Here is a 20274-nt window from a genome sequence, read left to right on the forward strand (position 1 = left end):
AATAAACACAACGTTAATAAAGCCTAAAGCCTACAGCTTAAAGCTTAAAGCTTAAGAAAATGAATAAAATAGACAATCCAAAACCAGAGATCTGGTCAGAAATACTAAAAAGACCAACTCAAACTGTTGACGATATCGAAGTTACGGTAAAAGAAATCTTCAAGGAAGTTCAAAGAAAAGGAGATGAAGCTGTAGCTAAATATACTTCGATTTTTGACGGAATTTCTTTAGATAATTATGAAGTTTCTCAAGAAGAAATTAATGAAGCGATTAGCTTGATTCCTAATGAATTAAAAGAAGCTATTGAATTAGCAAAAGAAAATATTTATAAATTCCACAACGCTCAAAAAACAGACAGAGTCGAAGTTGAAACAATTGAAGGAGTAAATTGCTGGCAGGAAAAAAGGCCAATTCAGAAAATTGGGTTATACATTCCAGGAGGAACAGCTCCCTTATTTTCTACTGTTTTAATGTTGGCAGTTCCAGCTGAAATTGCGGGCAGTAAAGAAGTTGTATTGTGTTCTCCGCCAGATAAAAAAGGAAAAATTAATCCAGCTATTTTATATGCAGCAAATTTATGCGGTGTAACTAAAATTCTAAAAGTTGGTGGAATTCAAGCGATTGCTGGAATGACTTTCGGAACGCAATCAATTCCTAAAGTGTATAAAATTTTCGGACCTGGAAATCAGTTTGTAACAGTAGCAAAACAATTGGCAACGCAATTTGGAGTTGCAATTGATATGCCTGCAGGGCCTTCAGAATTATTAATTGTAGCTGATGATACAGCAGTTCCTGCTTTTGTTGCTTCAGATTTATTATCTCAAGCAGAACACGGAACAGATAGTCAAGTGATTTTAGTTTCGACTTCAAGAAAACTAATTGATGAAGTTGAAAAAGAAGTTCAGTCGCAATTAGAAGTGCTTCCAAGAAAAGCAATTGCAGAGAAAGCAATCGAAAATTCAAAATTGATTTATGTTGAAAATGATCAGATTGCTTTGGATTTAATCAATGAATATGGGCCAGAACACTTTATAATCTGTTCAGAATATGATGATTTCTACTGTAACGGAATTGTAAATGCTGGTTCTGTTTTCATCGGAAATTATACGCCAGAAAGTGCTGGAGATTACGCTTCAGGAACAAATCATACATTGCCAACAAATGGTTATGCTAAAAATTATAGTGGTGTAAATCTGGATAGTTTTATGAAATCGATGACATTTCAAAAAATTACCAAAACTGGAATTTTGAATATAGGAAGCGCCATTGAAAAAATGGCTGAAGCTGAAGGTTTACAAGCTCACAAAAACGCTGTAACACTTCGATTAAAAGATTTAGAATAAAGAAATAAAACAATGAGTACCTTCGATATAAATACTATAACACGTGAAAACGTGAAATCTTTAAAACCGTATTCTTCTGCAAGAGATGAGTTTGAGGATTTTGATACAGCTGATATGATTTTTCTGGATGCCAATGAAAATCCGTTTCAAAATGGCGTAAATCGTTATCCAGATCCGCAACAGAATTCGGTTAAAGCTATTTTGGCTAAGAATAATTTAGTAAAACAAAATCAGATTTTGCTAGGAAACGGAAGTGATGAAGTTTTAGATTTACTTTTCAGAGCTTTCTGCGAACCTAATAAAGACAATATTATTTCGTTGCCACCAACATACGGAATGTATGGCGTTTTAGCGAATATTAATGCTGTTGAAAACAGAGAAATTCTCCTATCGACAGATTTTCAGCCACAAGTTGAAAAGATTCTAGAAGCGGTTGACGAGAATACAAAAATCATCTTTTTATGTTCACCAAATAATCCGACAGGGAATTCATTTTCAGATGAAAGTGTCGTGAAATTACTTCAAAACTTTAACGGTTTAGTTGTAATTGATGAAGCTTATATTGACTTCTCAGATAAAGAAAGCTGGCTGACAGAAATTGATGAATATCCAAATTTAGTCATTACGCAAACACTTTCTAAAGCTTATGGTTTAGCTGGAATTCGTTTAGGAATTTGTTATGGTTCTGATGCTGTAATTTCGATTTTAAATAAAATCAAACCACCTTATAACGTAAACGAATTGACTCAACAACGAGCGATAGAACGTTTGAAAGATTCTGAAAAAATAAAGCAAGAAATAGCATCTATTATTGAGCAAAGAGAAGAATTACTTAAAGTTTTGCTTGAAGTGAGTTTTGTAGAAAAAGTATATCCAACAGAAGCTAATTTTATTCTAGCGAAAGTTGATGATGCTAATAAAAGGTACGATCAATTAATTGAAAAAGGAATCGTTATCAGAAACAGAACTACGCAACCTTTATGCGAAAACTGTCTTCGTTTTACAATTGGAACAAAAGAAGAAAATGCTGTTGTAATTAGAGAATTGAAACGATTAAGTTAGGAATTTATTTAACCGCAAAGTTCGCAAAGAATTACGCAAAGAACACAAAGTCATTTTGCCATCGAGATTTAATATAATTCGTGAATTCGTGGCGGAAAAAAAATAAAATATGAAAAAAGTACTTTTTATCGATCGCGATGGAACGATCGTTTTAGAACCTGAAAATTTACAATTAGACAGCTTAGATAAACTGGAATTTTATCCAAAAGCGTTTCAGTATCTGGCTAAAATTGCTAGTGAATTAGATTACGAACTAGCAATGGTAACCAACCAAGACGGCTTAGGAACAGATAGTTTTCCAGAAGATACGTTTTGGCCAACGCAGAATTTTATTCTAAAAGCATTTGAAAATGAAGGAGTTGTTTTTGATGAAATCTTTGTAGACAGATCTTTTCCAGAAGAAAATGCACCAACACGCAAACCAAGAACTGGAATGCTGACTAAATATTTGAATAATCCAGAATATGATTTGACTAATTCTTTTGTTTTGGGTGATCGTTTAACAGATGTTGAATTGGCTAAAAACCTTGGAGCAAAAGCCATTTTCATGAACAATACTGACGGAGCAGGAAGTGATGAAATTTCATCTAAACGTGAGGAATTAAACGAAACAATCGTTTTACAATCAATGGATTGGAAGAAAATCTATGAGTTCTTAAAATTAGAAGCACGCTCAGCTTCTATTACTCGTAAAACGAACGAAACAGATATTTATATCAACCTAAACCTTGATGGAACAGGAAAAAGTAAAATTGATACAGGAATTGCGTTTTTTGATCACATGCTAGATCAAATCTCACGTCACGGTCAAATGGACTTGGAAATCCTTGTAAAAGGTGATTTAGAAGTAGATGAGCACCATACGATTGAAGATACTGCTATTGCTTTAGGAGAAGTTTTTGCGAAAGCACTAGGAAATAAACTAGGAATTGAGCGTTATGGATTCTGCCTTCCAATGGATGATTGTTTAGCGCAAGCAGCAATTGACTTCGGAGGAAGAAACTGGCTGATCTGGGAAACGGAATTCAAACGCGAAATGGTTGGAAAAATGCCAACTGAAATGTTCTATCATTTCTTCAAATCATTTACAGACGGTGCAAAAGCCAACTTAAATATCAAAGCCGAAGGAATCAACGAACATCACAAAATCGAGGCAATCTTCAAAGCTTTCGCGAAAGCAATAAAAGTAGCCGTAAAAAGAGATACAGAAAAAATGATTTTGCCTTCGACAAAGGGAATGCTTTAAAATTTGTTTCAAGTTTCAGGTTTAAAGTTTCAAGTTGCTCAACAGAACGTGAAACCTGAAACTTTAAACTTGAAACAAAACAAACAAAAAACAAAATGAAAATAGTAATTATAAATTACGGAGCAGGAAATATTCAGAGCATTATGTTTGCTATTGAACGATTGGGTTTTAAGGCGGTTTTGAGTAATAATCCGGACGAAATTAAATCGGCTGATAAAGTGATTTTTCCTGGCGTGGGCGAGGCGAGTTCAGCAATGACGAAACTTCGCGAAAGTGGTTTAGAAAGTTTGATTCCGCAATTGAAACAGCCTGTTTTAGGGATTTGTCTTGGTATGCAATTGATGTGCAACAAAACAGAAGAAGGAAATACAGAAGGTTTAGGGATTTTTGATGTGGATGTTTTGAAATTTTCAAACAACGTAAAAGTGCCACAAATGGGATGGAATCAGATTTATGATTTAAAAACCGATTTGTTCAAAGGCATTTCTGAGAATGAATTCATGTATTTGGTTCATAGTTTTTATGCGCCAAATTGCGATGAAGCTATTGCTACAACGAATTACGACGTTGAATATGCATCGGCATTACAAAAAGATAATTTTTACGGAACTCAATTTCACCCAGAAAAAAGCGGAGATGTTGGAGAAAAGATTCTAGGTAATTTCTTAAAAATGTAAAAATTCAATATCAAAAATCAATTTCAATATCAAAATTCAATAAAAACATTAATCGGTTTTGGAGATCAAAAATCTAAAATCGTTAATCTAAAATCTAAAATTAAATGCGAATAATACCAGCCATAGATATCATTGAAGGAAAATGCGTTCGTTTGTCCAAAGGTGATTATGATACGAAAATAATTTACAATGAAAATCCGCTTGAAGTGGCGAAATCATTTGAAGCCCACGGAATCGAATATTTGCATTTAGTAGATCTTGACGGTGCAAAATCAAGCAAAATTGTCAACTATAAGATTTTGGAACAAATCGCAACGCAAACAAGCTTAAAAATTGATTTTGGAGGCGGTTTGAAATCGGATGACGATTTGAAAATTGCTTTTGAAAGCGGTGCAAACCAAATCACAGGTGGAAGTATTGCGGTAAAAAATAGAGCGATTTTTGAAAAATGGATTTCAGAATATGGTTCAGAAAAAATTATTTTAGGAGCTGATGCAAAAGATGAAAAAATTGCGGTTTCTGGCTGGTTAGAAGAATCAAATGAAGATTTGGTTCCGTTTATTCAAGATTATCAAACCAAAGGAATTCAGTACGTTATTTGTACAGATATTGCCAAAGACGGAATGCTTCAAGGTCCAAGTTTTGATTTGTATGGTAAAATTTTAGCGGAAGCAAAAGGTATAAAATTAATCGCTTCTGGCGGAATTTCAACTTTCGACGAATTGCCAAAATTAGCTGAATTAGGCTGTGAAGGAACCATAATTGGAAAAGCGATTTACGAAGGAAGAATTACATTGAAACAGTTAGAGAATTATATAATTGGTTTATAGTTGTTAGTTGTCGGTTGATAGTTTATAGTATTAACCAACAACAATCAACCAATAACCAACAACCAAATTAAAAATGTTAGCAAAAAGAATTATACCTTGCTTAGATATAAAAAACGGAAGAACTGTAAAAGGTGTTAATTTCGTTGATTTGCGAGATGCTGGAGATCCTGTAGAATTGGCTGAAATTTATTCGGCTGAAGGTGCAGATGAATTGGTTTTTCTGGATATTTCAGCAACCGAAGAAAGACGTAAAACACTTGTAAATATGGTGCGAAGTGTAGCGGAGAAAATCAATATTCCGTTTACGGTTGGCGGTGGAATTTCATCTATTGAAGATGTTGATATTCTGCTTAATAACGGAGCCGATAAAGTTTCTATTAATTCATCGGCAGTAAAAAATCCGCAATTGATTAACGATTTGGCACAGAAATTTGGAAGTCAATGTGTTGTTGTTGCAATCGATGCGAAACAAATCGAAGGACAATGGATTGTACATTTAGTTGGCGGAAAAGTACCAACAGAACTGAATCTGTTTGATTGGGCAGTTGAAGTTGCAGAACGTGGTGCGGGAGAAATTCTATTTACTTCGATGGATAATGACGGAACTAAAAACGGTTTTGCAAATGAAGCTTTGGCGAAACTTTCAGAACTAGTAAATATTCCGATTATAGCTTCGGGAGGCGCTGGAAACATTCAGCATTTTGTAGATTCTTTCAAAGAAGGAAAAGCAGACGCCGCTTTAGCAGCAAGCGTTTTTCACTTTAAAGAAATAGAAATCAAAACCTTGAAACAAGAATTAAAAAACAATGGTATTGAAGTAAGGTTGTAAAGAATCCAAATTTTAAAATTCCAACCAATAAATAAAAAAATCAATTTCAGCTTTGAGAATCTAAAATCTGAAATCAAAAATCTAAAATAATTATGGACATCGATATCAAAAGCGCACACGGATTAATTCCGGCTATAATCCAAGATTCAGAAACAAAAAATGTTTTGATGCTGGGTTATATGAACGAAGAATCGCTTCAAAAAACAATAGAAACCCAAAAAGTAACTTTTTTCAGCCGTTCAAAACAAAGACTTTGGACAAAAGGCGAGGAAAGTGGTAACTTTTTGAACTTAGTAAGTATCAAAAACGACTGCGACGGAGATACGCTTTTAATTCAGGCGAAACCTGTTGGACCAACGTGCCACACAGGTGCAGATACTTGCTGGCAAGAACCAAATGATGCAAATTATGGGTTTATTTCTCAGTTAGAAAATACGATCAAAACCAGAAGAGAAAATGCTGATTCTGAGAAAAGTTATGTAGCTTCTTTATTTGAAAAAGGAATCAATAAAATAGCGCAAAAAGTAGGCGAAGAAGCTGTAGAAGTTGTTATTGAAGCAAAAGATAGTAATGATGATTTGTTCCTTAGCGAAAGCGCCGATTTATTATTTCATTATTTGATTTTATTGCAGGCAAAAGGTTTTAAATTGAATGATGTTATTGAAGTTTTAAAGAAACGTCAGAAATAAAACAAACTTGTCATTTCGACGAAGGAGAAATCACACTAGAAATTCCGCAAAGAATATCTTCAATCTTTGTCGATTTACGAGTGTGATTTCTCCTTCGTCGAAATGACAAAAAAATATATTATTTTAGTATTAAATAATATTCCTATGCGATTAGTTGTATGCTTGTTTTTGTTTTTGGTTCCGACTCTAAACTATGGCTTTAAAAAAAATGTCACGCCATATTCCATCGTGATTTCTAAAGCAGTTTTAATAGTTGACGGAACTATTTCTAAAGTATTCAAAAATGATTATCAATTTACGATAAATGAGTTTGTAAAAGGAAAATCAAGTCAGAAAATTAACGTAACTATTTGGAAAGAATGGATTTGCGATCCTAGAATTAAACAATTAAGGGCAGGGCAGAGATTAATTTTGTTTTTAGAGAAATCAACAAATGGGAATTATTATCCAATTAATGATAGTACAGGTGAATTGTATGTAGATAATAACACTTTTATAGACATATTCCTTCCAAAAGATTTTACAAATCCAACTGTTTTAAAAAAAGGCATTTGTATGTTTTTAGAAACATACAAATGCTATGGGAATTTAAGTGACAGGTTTTATTCAAATATGTACTTTGTTAGAAATAAATCTATTTTTGAAATTTATGAAATGAAAATGACTAATTCATCTTTTGCTTATTTAGTAGATGGAGCCGAATATTATAAAGTGAACGAATTTCAGCAGTTTCAATTCATTAAAAACTATTCTACAAACTCAAAAACAGCAAATTCTTCAGGCTGATGAAATCCAAATTTTGAACTCTTATAAGGGTGTAAAGCAAGATATTCAGTTGTGTTACCGTAATCAATTCTAAAAGCATTTCCTTTCCATTTCGTTCCAATCTTTGGTTTTATAAAACCACCATTTTCAATTTTTTCAAGACTAGAAAAGGGAATTTTTATTTCTGCTGTATATCCATCAGAATTTATATTGCTTACAGTTTCTATTCCTTTAATATCAAAATTTAGTTCTGTATTCCATCCTCCGCATTCTGGCGAAATACATTTTAAAAGCAAATCATAATTTGTAGAAAATGCATTTACTCCAACTTCAATATAATTGTGGCTGTCTCCATCTGGATCTAGAAAAATTTCAACCAAATCATCGGTGTAGAAAATTTGAGAATCTTTGTCTTGTGTTTTTCCAATAATATTAGAATCTGTGCATTTATAAGCTAAATAGAGATTTTTTTTATCCCACGAAAGTGAAACAAATGTATTCTGTACTGCTTTTTTTTCTGAATCATGAATTACAAAAGGCCCTAAAAATGGAGTTTTCCAATCAGATAAATCGCCATCAATGCTTATTTTGCTCTTTGTTTTTGGAATGGGAATATTTTGCGAATTAACAGCTGCTGTTATTATTACGACCAAAGACGAAAGTATGGTGTCAAATCTCATATTTAAATTCTAATATTTTGAAACCACTAAAATAGAGAAGATTAATTAAAACTGGCGGTATTTTTTTATCATCAAAATCATAAATTTTTAAATTACTTGATCTGAATGTTTACATTTGTTAAAAATAAACTGATTTAATTCCTTTATTTCATACAAATTTTTAAATAATGAAAAAATACTTTAGTGGCGTTTTTATCGCCTTTTTGGTTGGTTTCACTGCAAATGCACAAGGACTTTTAAACAAGTCAGAAACTGTTTTTACGCATCAGGATACATTGCGAGGCAGTATTACAAAAGAAAGAGCTTGGTGGGATTTAAAATACTATCATTTGGATGTGAAAGTAAAGCCGTCTGATAAATTTATTTCGGGTACTAACACAGTTCGTTATACTGTTTTAACAGAAAACAACAGAATGCAGATTGATTTGCAGCAGCCAATGAACATCACTAAAGTAACTCAAAACGGAAAAGAGTTGAAGTTTGAAAGAGATGGAAATGCTTTTTTTATCACTTTAAGCGAAAAACAAAAAGTTGGAGATACTAAAGAGATTGTAATTTTATATGAAGGGAAACCGAAAGAAGCAGTTAGAGCCCCTTGGGACGGCGGATTTTCTTGGAAAAAAGATAAAAATGGAAAAGATTTTATTGCTACATCTTGTCAGGGTTTAGGTGCAAGTGTTTGGTGGCCATGTAAAGATCATATGTATGATGAAGTTGAAAACATGTTAATCAGCGTGAATGTTCCTGGCGATTTGACAGAAGTTTCTAACGGAAGATTGAAAAGTGTTAAAAAAGAAAAAGACGGCACAAAAACCTTCAATTGGTATGTTTCTAATCCAATCAATAATTATGGTGTAAACATTAATATTGGTGATTACGTAAACTTTACTGAAGTTTTCAAAGGAGAAAAAGGAAACTTAGATTGCAGTTATTATGTTTTAAGAGATAATCTGGATTTGGCAAAAGAACATTTTAAAGATGCTCCAAAAATGCTAAAAGCTTTTGAAAATTGGTTTGGACCTTATCCTTTTTACGAAGACAGCTATAAATTAGTTGAAGTGCCTTATTTGGGAATGGAACATCAAAGTTCTGTTACTTATGGAAATCAGTACAAGCAAGGTTATTTAGGGAAAGATCTTAGTGGAACTGGATGGGGATTAAAATTTGATTTTATCATTATTCATGAATCAGGGCACGAATGGTTTGCTAATAACATCACATATAAAGACATCGCTGATATGTGGATTCATGAGAGTTTCACTAATTATTCTGAAAGCCTTTTTATTGAGTATTATTATGGTAAAGAAGCGGCGGCTGAATATGTGATTGGATGCAGAAATGGTATTGAAAATGATAAACCAATTATTGGTCATTACGATGTAAACAATGAAGGGTCTGGCGATATGTATCCGAAAGGAGCAAATATGTTGCATACAATTCGTCAGATTATTAATGATGATGCTAAATGGAAATCTATTTTAAGAGGTTTAAATAAAACTTTTTACCATCAAACTGTGACTTCAAAACAAATTGAGGATTATATTAACGAGCAATCGGGAATTAATTTCAATAGAGTTTATGCGCAATATTTGACTACAACTAAAATTCCTGTTTTTGAATATATGTTTAAAAACGGAACTTTAGGATACCATTGGACAAATTGTGTTTCGAAATTTGATATGCCGGTAAAAGTTACATTAAACGGAGTTGAAACTTGGTTGAAACCAACAACAGAATGGCAATCGATAAAAACAACAAGTGAGGATAGAAAGCTGGAAGTTGATAAAAACTTCTATGTTACGACTTCTAATATTGTGGAATAAAGTTTAAGAAATTCCAATATAAAAATTCTAAATTTAAGAGGAATTTGGGATTTTTCGTTTAGTAAACCCGACAGGTCTTTAAAACCTGTCGGGTTTGTTTTTTGTGTAAAGTTTGTCATCCTGAGGAACGAAGGATCACACTAGAAACTATCGAATAGTAATTTTCCAATCTTTGTTGATTTACGAGTGTGATCCTTCGTTCCTCAGGATGACAAAAAAAGCGCTAAAAAAAACTTACTTTTTTAGTGCTTTTGTTATTGGAATTTGGAATTTAGAGAATTGGAGTTTAAAAACTTATCGATTATTCAATTTCGCTTTTTCCCTAATAATATCAGCAATTTTTCTGTTTTCTATTTTGCTTTCAAGCCATGAAATGATATCTAAGTATAAAAAAGCTCTTTTTTCGTAGGTATTCTTTTCCAGTTCCACAAAACGAGTGTGCATTTTTTTAAATTCCTTTTTAATATCAGCAGGGTAGAAGTTGTTTAAGTTTCTAAGGAATTTTATGATCTCCTTTTGAACCTCGTGTAAGTCATTCATTTTCAATAAAAACTTATACGTGCTCTTCAAATGATTTTCTAAATAATAATCTTTTCCGAGCTCATAATGCGCAATTAAAGATAATAATCTTGCAAAGCACATTAAATCTTCGCGCATTGTCAAGTTTTTATTGTTGATGATTTTATCTAAGTAATTAATGCATTCATTGTATTTTTCGCTACCAAAATAAATAGAAGCAATTTTATAGAAAAACAGCATCTCGTGATGTTCATCCAGATGTTCGCTGTGTAATTTCAATTTATTTAAAATCTCAGGAATTAAATATTCGCTTTCCGCGAAAGTACCTTCCAAGATATGTAGATTTAACTTGTTATTGTAAACATATAGAAATGATAGTGACGCAATGTTATCATTTACAGGGAATTTTGGATCAGCAATAGTCTCTTCTAGAAGATTCAGGTATCTTTTGAAATTCGATGTATATTTTAACATATAAAGTGATTCTAAGAAATAATGATTTCCTTTTAAGAAAAACACAGGATTTAGATAGATCATATTCGGATTATCATAAAATAATGTAACCCATTTATAGGCATATTTATAACTCGCTAAAAAGTCCTGTACCAAGAAGCTTCGCCATAAATTGGCATTGTAAAACCAGTATTTTTCTCGAAAACCAAATTTACTTTCGTCTAATTTTGAAATATGTCTGTTAAAATAATCATCAATATACTTGTATTCAGCATCGCTTTTTACGTATCCAGTTTTTAGCATGATTCCATACAACTGAAGCGATAAATTTGATAATTTACTTGAAATTGTATTTCTGTAGTTTAATTCTTTTGCCTGAATAACCAATTCGTCTGCGCGGCCTTGGATACTTCGGGTAATATATTGTGATTCGATTAATTTTTCGAATTCTACAATTTCATACGCCATATATTTTTCATCATTTTCAAGAGCTTGCTGTTTTGTTTTGTCTAATATTTTTAAACTCTGCTTATATAATCCTTTATTATAAAGAATAACAGCAAAATCCATTTGCTCTCGAAGCTGATAACGAATGTTTTGGCTAGGAATATTTAACCTTATACTAACCAAGATTTGCTTGTATAAGTATGATTTTAAGTTAGATAGCTGTACTTTTTGAATGACGCCACTTTTTAAAATGAGTTTTTCATCATAAACTTCAGATTTATCGAGAATATTGAATAATTCGATAAATTTTGTGTTTGAACTCGTCTCTAATCGGCTTGCAAAAATTTTAAACTGTCTTTTTTCTGATTTCGAAAGTGATTTGATTAAAACAAATAAGAAATCTTTTTGATGGTTAGCCATTGTAAAAAATAATAATGTAACTTATTGATAATAAATTAGTTAATAAGATATAAAACGTTTTATGAGCAGTATAATTTCATGAAAACGAATTTCGTACTGCGATAGTACAATATATATTTGTTATCAAGATGTGAAATTACATTAAATTAATGAATATGAATAGAGAGAAAGTTCAAATTTTTGACACCACTTTGCGAGATGGTGAACAAGTCCCAGGATGTAAGTTAGATACTAAACAAAAATTAGTTATCGCAGAACGACTTGACAAAATGGGGGTTGACATTATCGAAGCAGGGTTTCCTGTGTCAAGTCCGGGCGATTTTTTATCGGTCTCTGAGATTTGTAAAATTGTAGAAAATGCAACCGTCTGCGGACTAACAAGAGCCGTAAAAAATGACATTGATGTTGCGGCAGCTGCCTTAAAGCACGCTAAGAAACCTAGAATCCATACTGGAATCGGAACCTCAGAATCTCACATACTCCACAAATTACAAACTACGCCTGAAGATATTATTGCAAGAGCGAAATTCGCTGTAGCACATGCAAAATCGTATGTAGAAGATGTTGAATTCTATGCAGAGGATGCAGGAAGAACTGATAATGCATTCTTAGCAAAAGTTTGCGAAGAAGTTATCAAATCTGGAGCAACTGTATTGAATATTCCTGATACTACTGGATATTGTCTTCCAGAAGAATACGGAGCAAAAATTAAATACTTGAAAGAAAACGTAAAAGGAATCGAAAACGTAATCCTTTCATGTCACTGTCATAATGATTTAGGAATGGCAACTGCAAACTCAATCGCAGGAGCTATCAATGGAGCAAGACAAATAGAATGTACTATTAATGGTATTGGAGAAAGAGCTGGAAATACTGCACTTGAAGAAGTGGTAATGATTTTCAAACAACACCCTTACTTAAATTTAGATACAAATATTAATACAAGAGAATTAAACGAAATGAGCCGTTTAGTTTCTGAAAGTATGGGAATGATTGTTCAGCCAAATAAGGCAATCGTAGGAGCAAATGCTTTTGCACACAGTTCTGGAATTCACCAAGATGGTGTAATTAAAAACAGAGCAACTTACGAGATCATGGATCCGCTTGATGTGGGTGTGAATGAATCTTCAATCATTTTAACAGCAAGAAGCGGAAGAGCTGCTTTGGCTTACCGTGCTAAAAAAGTAGGTTACGAATTGACAAAAACACAATTAGATATCGTTTATATCGAATTCTTGAAATTCGCTGACATTAAAAAAGAAGTTGTAGACGCAGATATTCATCAGATTATTGAAGCTTCTAAAATAGAAGGCGAATTAATCAGAAGTTAATATTTCAAAAATAAATTTGGAACAATAAGGATTTAAAGACATAAAGAGCGAGAGATTATGAATTTAAAAATTGCAGTTTTACCAGGAGATGGAATTGGGCCTGAGGTAATTTTACAAGCCAAGAAAGCTTTGTACGCCATTGGCGAAGTGTATAATCATGAATTTGTTTTTGAAGAAGCGCTGATGGGAGCGGTTGCTATCGATAAAACGGGAAATCCTTTACCGGAGCAAACTCTGAATCTTTGTCTTAACACAGATGCAGTTTTGCTTGGTGCGATTGGAGATCCTAAATACGATAACAATCCAAATGCCAAAGTTCGTCCAGAACAAGGATTATTAAAACTGCGAAAAGAATTAGGATTGTTTGCTAATATTCGTCCTATAAAACCTTATAAAGCCTTAATTGAAGCTTCTCCTTTAAAGAGAGAAATTATTGAAGGAGCTGATTTTACCATTTTTAGAGAATTAACAGGTGGTGCTTATTTTGGAGCTAAAACACTAAATGAAGAAGGAACACATGCTTCTGATTTATGTGAATATTCAGAAGAAGAAATCACTAGAATAGCACATTTAGCTTTTAAATCGGCACAAAAAAGACGCAAAAAGCTAACATTGGTTGATAAAGCAAATGTTTTGGAAACTTCTAGATTGTGGAGAAAAGTAGTTCAGAAAGTGAGCGAAGAGTATTCAGATGTAGCTTTAGATTTCTTATTTGTGGATAATGCAGCAATGCAGTTAATCTTAAATCCAAAACAGTTTGATGTGATTTTGACTGAGAACTTATTTGGAGATATTTTATCTGATGAAGCTAGTGTAATTACAGGATCTATTGGTTTATTGCCATCAGTGTCTTTAGGAGAGAAAAATGCTTTGTTTGAGCCAATTCACGGATCATATCCACAGGCAAAAGGAAAAAACATTGCTAATCCGATTGCTTCGATTTTAGCGGCTGCGCTTTTGCTGGAGCATTTTGGATTGACTAAAGAAGCTCATGTAGTTTATAAAGCGGTAGAAAAAGCAATTGAATACAAAGTAGTTACAGTTGATTTGAAACCAGATTCAAAATTTGGAACAAACGAAGTAGGAGAGTTCGTTTCTAATTTTATTTTCAGTAAAGATGATTTGCTGTATTTTAATAATGACAATGTAAGTATTGGGCAATCGACAATTGTTTAATCTTTTTTGTTAAAATGTGAAGATAATAACAAGAAGTCTTTGAAATGTTGAGATTTTGTTTTTTTAGTTGCTTAAGTTTATTTACTTTTGTAACACTAAAAAACAAAGGATGCAAATCTCAATTATTATTACTTCTGTCGTTGTTGTCAATGTGATTCACACATCTGCATCGGGAATGTTATAAATATAATTGAAAGACTATATTACAAACCTTCCAAATACTTGGAAGGTTTTTTTTTGAACAAAAAATTAAAAAATAAATAAGCAATAATGGAATTAAATAAGTACAGCAAGACCATCACACAAGATCAAACACAGCCTGCGGCGCAAGCGATGTTGTACGGAATTGGTTTAACTGAGGAAGATTTAAAAAAAGCACAAGTTGGTATTGTGAGCATGGGTTACGATGGTAACACTTGCAACATGCACCTGAATGATTTAGCACAAGATGTTAAAAAAGGTGTCTGGAATGCGGATCTTGTCGGACTTATTTTTAATACCATTGGTGTCAGTGACGGTATTTCTAACGGAACTGAAGGTATGCGTTACTCACTGGTTTCTAGAGACGTAATTGCAGATTCTATCGAAACTGTTGCGGGAGCGCAATGGTATGATAGTATTATTGCAATTCCTGGTTGCGATAAAAATATGCCAGGAGCATTAATCGCAATGGGAAGATTGAACCGTCCGTCAATGATGATTTACGGTGGTTCTATTCACTCTGGAAAATGGAAAGGTGAATCTTTAAACATCGTTTCTGCTTTTGAAGCTTTAGGAAAAAAAGTAAAAGGCGAAATTACTCCAGAAGATTTTAAAGGAGTTATTCAAAATGCTTGTCCGGGAGCTGGTGCTTGCGGTGGTATGTACACTGCAAATACTATGTCTTCTGCTATTGAAGCATTAGGAATGAGCTTGCCTTATAGTTCTTCTAATCCTGCTTTAAGCCAAGAAAAAAGAGACGAATGTCTTGAAGCTGGAAAAGCAATCAAAATATTATTAGAAAAAGATATTAAGCCAAGAGACATTATGACTCGTAAGGCTTTTGAAAACGCTATTACAATCGTAGCGGTTTTAGGTGGTTCTACAAATGCGGTTATGCACTTAATTGCAATGGCGCATTCAGTTGGAATTACAATCACTTTAGATGATTTCCAGGCGATTAACGATAGAACACCAGTATTGGCAGATATGAAACCAAGTGGTAAGTATATGATGGAAGACATTCACGAAGTTGGAGGTATTCCAGCAGTTATGAAATACTTACTGAAAGTAGGACTTATTCACGGAGATTGTTTGACTGTAACAGGAAAAACAGTTGCTGAAAATTTAGCTTCAACTCCAGATTTACAAGACGGACAAGAAGTAATTCATGAAATTCAAAAAGCATTAAAACCAACAGGAAATATTCAGGTATTATACGGAAATCTTGCTTCTGAAGGTGCTGTGGCAAAAATCAGCGGAAAAGAAGGAGAATATTTCGAAGGACCAGCTGTTGTATTTGAAGGTGAATTTGAAGTAATTCCAGGTCTTCAAGCCGGAAAGATTAAACCAGGTAATGTAGTCGTCATCAGGGGTTGTGGGCCAAAAGGTGGTCCGGGAATGCCTGAAATGCTGAAGCCTACATCTGCTATTATTGGCGCTGGATTAGGAAGCAGTTGTGCACTAATCACAGACGGTAGATTCTCGGGCGGTTCGCACGGTTTCGTGGTAGGTCACGTTACACCAGAAGCATATGATGGTGGTGGTATTGCGCTAGTAAAAGATGGGGATTTAATCGCTATTGACGCTGTGAAAAATACAATCGACCTGAAGATATCTGACGAAGAATTTGCAGCTAGAAAAGCGGCTTGGGTTCAGCCGAAATTAAAAGTTGACAGAGGGGTTTTACTTAAATACGCTAGATCGGTTTCTAGTGCATCAACAGGATGTGTAACCGATAATTAATTAAAAAAAATAACAAAATCAAAAAGCAAACTTCAACATCAATAAAAATTTAAAATTGAAGTTTGACTTTTGAAAAACAATATACTATGAAAATATCAGGGGCAGAAGCCGTTATAAGATGTTTATTAGCAGAAGGAGTAGATTTAATTTATGGTTACCCAGGTGGAGCTATAATGCCAGTTTACGACGAATTATATAAATTTCAAGATCAGTTACACCACGTTTTAGTACGTCACGAACAAGGTGCAACGCATGCAGCTCAAGGTTATGCAAGAGCTACAGGAAAAGTAGGGGTAGCAATTGCTACTTCTGGACCAGGAGCTACAAATTTAGTAACTGGTATTGCAGATGCTCAAATCGACTCAACTCCATTAGTATGTATTACTGGGCAAGTTGGAAGACATTTATTAGGATCTGATGCATTTCAGGAAACAGATATTATCGGAATTTCAACTCCGGTTACAAAATGGAATTTTCAGGTAACTGAAGCTTCTCAAATTCCTGAAATTATTGCAAAAGCATTTTATATTGCTCGTTCTGGACGTCCAGGGCCTGTATTGGTTGATATTACTAAAAACGCTCAGTTTGATGAGTTCGAATTTAGCTATGAAAAATGCACAGGAATAAGAAGTTATGTTCCAGTTCCAAAATTAAATTTAGATAAAGTTGCTGAAGCTGCAGCTTTAATCAATAGTGCCAAAAAACCTTTTATTGTTTTTGGACAAGGAGTTATTCTTGGTCAGGCAGAAGCTGAGTTTAAAGCAGTGGTTGAAAAAGCTGGAATTCCAGCAGCTTGGACAATTTTAGGATTATCAGCTTTACCAACAGATCATCCTTTAAATGTTGGTATGTTAGGAATGCACGGAAACTATGCGCCAAATTTACTAACAAACGAATGCGATGTTTTAATTGCTTTCGGAATGCGTTTTGACGATCGTGTTACAGGTAAATTAAGCACTTATGCAAAACAGGCAAAAGTAGTTCACTTCGAAATTGATCCTGCAGAGGTTGATAAAAACGTTAAAACAGAAATTGCTGTTTTAGGAGATGTGAAAGAATCTTTAGCTGCTTTATTACCATTATTAGATGCAAAATCTCATGATGCTTGGCATAATGAATTTAAAGAGTTAAGTAAAATTGAATACGATTCAGTAATAAAAGAAGAATTAAATCCAACAAACGGTAAAGGAATTTCGATGGGAGAAACTATCGAAATGATCAACAAACATTCAAAAGGAGATGCAATCATTGTTTCAGATGTGGGTCAGCACCAAATGTTTGCTTGCCGTTATGCTAAATTCAATTCGACTAAAAGTAACATTACTTCAGGAGGTTTAGGTACTATGGGATTCGCATTGCCTGCTGCAATTGGAGCAAAAATGGGAAAACCAGAGCGTGAAGTAGTAGCGATTATTGGTGATGGAGGCTTCCAAATGACAATTCAGGAACTTGGAACTATTTTCCAAACTCAGGTTCCAGTGAAGATTGTCATTTTAAACAACGAATTCTTAGGAATGGTTCGCCAATGGCAAGAATTATTCTTTGATAACAGATATGCTTCAACAAAAATGATTAATCCAAATTTCATTGCAATTGCTGAAGGATATTATATCAAATCTAAAAAAGTTACACAACGTGAAGATTTAGATGCAGCGGTCGCTGAGATGCTAGCATCAAAAGATTCATACTTCTTAGAAGTTGTAGTCGAAAAAGAAAACAACGTTTTCCCAATGATTCCAACAGGAGCTTGTGTATCAGAAATTAGATTAAGTTAAGAAAAAAGTTTCATGTTTCAAGTTTCATGTTCCAAGTTAAGCAAGACTTGAAACCTGAAACTTGAAACAAATAAAACTAAAAAACAACATGGAAGATAAAACATTTACCATATCGGTATACTCAGAAAATAACGTGGGTTTATTAAATAGAATATCAGGGATATTCTTAAAGCGTCACATTAATATATTAAGTCTAAATGTTTCAGAATCAGAAATAGAGAATGTTTCAAGATTTATCATCGTAGTAAATACGACAGAAAAATGGGTTCAGAATATTGTAGGCCAGATTGAAAAACAAATTGAAGTAATAAAAGCATTTTATCATACAGATGAAGAAACGATTTTCTTAGAAAATGCTTTATTCAAAATCGCTTCAAGTTTGTTGTTTGATGAGAAACAGATTCAGAATATTATCAAAGAAAGCCAGTCTACGATTGTAACGGTTTCTCGTGATTTCTTCGTGATTTCAAAATCAGGAAGACGTTCTGAAATTGAAGAATTGTACCAAAAGTTCAAACCATACGGAATTATGCAGTTTGTACGTTCGGGAAGAATATCAGTTTCTAAACAAAAAATGGAGATTTCGGCATTATTAGAAACCTTTAAATAATAAATCTTAGTTATAAAAATCAATATTAAAATTTCATTTCATTAAATATTAAAACAAAAATGGCAAATTATTTCAATACATTACCACTTAGATTACAATTAGAACAATTAGGAGTTTGCGAATTTATGGAGCAATCAGAATTTGCAGACGGAATTGCAGCATTAGCTGGAAAAAAAGTTGTAATTGTTGGTTGTGGAGCACAAGGTTTGAATCAAGGTTTAAACATGAGAGATTCTGGTTTAGACATTTCTTATGCATTGCGTGCAGATGCAATTGCAGAAAAAAGAGCTTCTTATAAAAATGCAACTGAAAATGGTTTCAAAGTAGGAACTTACGAAGAATTGATTCCAACTGCAGATTTAGTTTGTAACCTTACACCAGACAAACAACATACAGCTGTGGTAACTGCTATTATGCCATTAATGAAACAAGGTTCTACTTTGTCTTATTCTCACGGATTCAACATCGTAGAAGAAGGAATGCAGATTCGTAAAGACATCACTGTTATTATGTGTGCTCCTAAATGTCCAGGTTCTGAGGTACGTGAAGAATACAAAAGAGGATTTGGAGTTCCAACTCTTATCGCTGTTCACCCAGAAAATGATCCAAACGGATTTGGTTTAGATCAGGCAAAAGCATACGCTGTAGCAACTGGAGGACACAGAGCAGGAGTTTTAAGATCATCTTTCGTAGCTGAAGTAAAATCAGATTTAATGGGTGAGCAAACTATTCTTTGTGGTTTACTTCAAACAGGATCTATTTTATGTTTTGATAAAATGGTTGAAAAAGGAATCGATGCTGCTTACGCTTCTAAATTAATCCAATACGGATGGGAAACTATTACTGAAGCTTTAAAACACGGTGGTATTACAAATATGATGGATCGTTTAAACAATCCTTCAAAAATTGAAGCTTACGAATTGGCTGAAGAATTGAAAGATATCATGCGTCCATTATTCCAAAAACACCAAGACGATATCATTTCTGGAGAATTCTCTAGAACTATGATGATTGACTGGGCTAATGACGATGTTAACTTATTGAAATGGAGAGCTGCAACAGGAGAAACTAACTTCGAAAAAACAGCTCCACAAGAAGCTCCAATCTCTGAGCAAGAATATTTTGATAATGGAGTATTAATGATTGCAATGGTAAAAGCTGGTGTTGAGTTAGCTTTCGAAACAATGACTGAAGCTGGAATCATCGAAGAATCAGCTTACTATGAGTCATTACACGAATTGCCATTAATTGCAAACACAATTGCAAGAAAGAAATTGTTCGAAATGAACCGTGTAATTTCTGATACTGCAGAGTACGGATGTTACTTATTTGACCATGCTTGTAAGCCATTATTGACTGAGTTCATGAAAAAAGTTGAAACTAATATTATTGGTAAACCATTTTCAACTTCAAACGGAGTAGATAATGCGGTACTTATAGCTGTAAACAAAGAAATTCGTCAACACCCTATCGAAGAAGTAGGAGCTTGGTTGAGAGAGTCTATGACAGCAATGAAAAAAATTGGATAATTAAAAAATTGGGAATTCCCGCAGAATTCGATTTTGCGGGATTTGCACTGTATCAATGATTTGTAATATTTTGAATTAGTAAGCACTTATTAAGATAATAGATATAGATGCATATTGCATTCACTT

General features: G+C 33.5%; 17 protein-coding genes. 15 read left to right on the forward strand and 2 right to left on the reverse strand.

Annotated elements, in window-relative coordinates; genetic code table 11:
• Window positions 1–59: 59 nt before the first annotated feature.
• The 8 genes from hisD to V6624_RS16300 all read left to right on the forward strand — a co-directional run bounded on the left by hisD (window position 60) and on the right by V6624_RS16300 (window position 7462).
• Complete coding sequence (gene hisD, locus V6624_RS16265; RefSeq protein WP_338839356.1) at window positions 60–1343, forward strand: histidinol dehydrogenase; 1284 nt, start codon at window positions 60–62, stop codon at window positions 1341–1343.
• Window positions 1344–1355: 12 nt separating this feature from the next.
• Complete coding sequence (hisC, locus tag V6624_RS16270) at window positions 1356–2405, forward strand: histidinol-phosphate transaminase (protein WP_338839357.1); 1050 nt, start codon at window positions 1356–1358, stop codon at window positions 2403–2405.
• Between the two features lie 109 nt (window positions 2406–2514).
• Complete coding sequence (hisB, locus tag V6624_RS16275; RefSeq protein WP_338839358.1) at window positions 2515–3651, forward strand: bifunctional histidinol-phosphatase/imidazoleglycerol-phosphate dehydratase HisB; 1137 nt, start codon at window positions 2515–2517, stop codon at window positions 3649–3651.
• A gap of 95 nt (window positions 3652–3746) precedes the next feature.
• Entirely contained in the window at window positions 3747–4328 is a 582-nt protein-coding gene (gene hisH, locus V6624_RS16280; protein WP_338839359.1) for an imidazole glycerol phosphate synthase subunit HisH, read from the forward strand.
• Window positions 4329–4432: 104 nt separating this feature from the next.
• Window positions 4433–5158 (forward strand): 1-(5-phosphoribosyl)-5-[(5-phosphoribosylamino)methylideneamino]imidazole-4-carboxamide isomerase, encoded by a 726-nt coding sequence (gene hisA, locus V6624_RS16285; RefSeq protein WP_338839360.1) that lies wholly within the window; start codon window positions 4433–4435, stop codon window positions 5156–5158.
• A gap of 73 nt (window positions 5159–5231) precedes the next feature.
• Window positions 5232–5987 carry an imidazole glycerol phosphate synthase subunit HisF gene (gene hisF, locus V6624_RS16290; protein WP_338839361.1) on the forward strand — a complete coding sequence of 252 codons (756 nt, stop codon included), beginning with the start codon at window positions 5232–5234 and terminating at the stop codon, window positions 5985–5987.
• A gap of 89 nt (window positions 5988–6076) precedes the next feature.
• Window positions 6077–6676: a bifunctional phosphoribosyl-AMP cyclohydrolase/phosphoribosyl-ATP diphosphatase HisIE gene (hisIE, locus tag V6624_RS16295; RefSeq protein WP_422389345.1), complete on the forward strand. Its 600-nt coding sequence runs from the start codon at window positions 6077–6079 to the stop codon at window positions 6674–6676.
• Window positions 6677–6820: 144 nt separating this feature from the next.
• A complete protein-coding gene (locus V6624_RS16300; RefSeq protein ID WP_338839363.1) occupies window positions 6821–7462 on the forward strand; it encodes a hypothetical protein in 642 nt (213 codons plus the stop codon).
• Here the strand turns inward: V6624_RS16300 and V6624_RS16305 are convergent.
• Window positions 7423–8121 (reverse strand): carbohydrate-binding family 9-like protein, encoded by a 699-nt coding sequence (locus V6624_RS16305; protein ID WP_338839364.1) that lies wholly within the window; start codon window positions 8119–8121, stop codon window positions 7423–7425. The genes V6624_RS16300 and V6624_RS16305 overlap by 40 nt on opposite strands.
• Window positions 8122–8288: 167 nt before the next feature.
• Here V6624_RS16305 and V6624_RS16310 point away from each other — a divergent pair, with 167 nt between their 5' ends.
• Complete coding sequence (locus V6624_RS16310; protein WP_338839365.1) at window positions 8289–9944, forward strand: M1 family metallopeptidase; 1656 nt, start codon at window positions 8289–8291, stop codon at window positions 9942–9944.
• A gap of 294 nt (window positions 9945–10238) precedes the next feature.
• Here V6624_RS16310 and V6624_RS16315 read toward each other — a convergent pair whose 3' ends face one another.
• Window positions 10239–11783, reverse strand: a complete 1545-nt coding sequence (locus tag V6624_RS16315; protein WP_111291069.1) for a hypothetical protein — start codon at window positions 11781–11783, stop codon at window positions 10239–10241.
• A gap of 155 nt (window positions 11784–11938) precedes the next feature.
• Here V6624_RS16315 and V6624_RS16320 point away from each other — a divergent pair, with 155 nt between their 5' ends.
• From V6624_RS16320 to ilvC, 6 genes are all read left to right on the forward strand, one after another.
• Entirely contained in the window at window positions 11939–13114 is a 1176-nt protein-coding gene (locus V6624_RS16320) for a 2-isopropylmalate synthase (protein WP_095929340.1), read from the forward strand.
• Between the two features lie 57 nt (window positions 13115–13171).
• Window positions 13172–14290, forward strand: coding sequence for a 3-isopropylmalate dehydrogenase (leuB, locus tag V6624_RS16325; protein ID WP_111291071.1), 1119 nt, complete (start codon window positions 13172–13174; stop codon window positions 14288–14290).
• Between the two features lie 270 nt (window positions 14291–14560).
• Window positions 14561–16234 carry a dihydroxy-acid dehydratase gene (ilvD, locus tag V6624_RS16330; RefSeq protein WP_111291073.1) on the forward strand — a complete coding sequence of 558 codons (1674 nt, stop codon included), beginning with the start codon at window positions 14561–14563 and terminating at the stop codon, window positions 16232–16234.
• A gap of 86 nt (window positions 16235–16320) precedes the next feature.
• Entirely contained in the window at window positions 16321–18009 is a 1689-nt protein-coding gene (ilvB, locus tag V6624_RS16335; RefSeq protein ID WP_111291075.1) for a biosynthetic-type acetolactate synthase large subunit, read from the forward strand.
• Window positions 18010–18097: 88 nt separating this feature from the next.
• On the forward strand, window positions 18098–18619 hold the full coding sequence (gene ilvN / locus V6624_RS16340) for an acetolactate synthase small subunit (RefSeq protein ID WP_111291077.1): 522 nt from the start codon (window positions 18098–18100) through the stop codon (window positions 18617–18619).
• A 59-nt stretch (window positions 18620–18678) separates the two neighbouring features.
• Complete coding sequence (ilvC, locus tag V6624_RS16345) at window positions 18679–20148, forward strand: ketol-acid reductoisomerase (RefSeq protein ID WP_111291079.1); 1470 nt, start codon at window positions 18679–18681, stop codon at window positions 20146–20148.
• The last annotated feature ends 126 nt before the right edge of the window (window positions 20149–20274 follow it).

This window comes from Flavobacterium ginsenosidimutans (assembly GCF_037478105.1).
Lineage (GTDB): Bacteria > Bacteroidota > Bacteroidia > Flavobacteriales > Flavobacteriaceae > Flavobacterium > Flavobacterium ginsenosidimutans.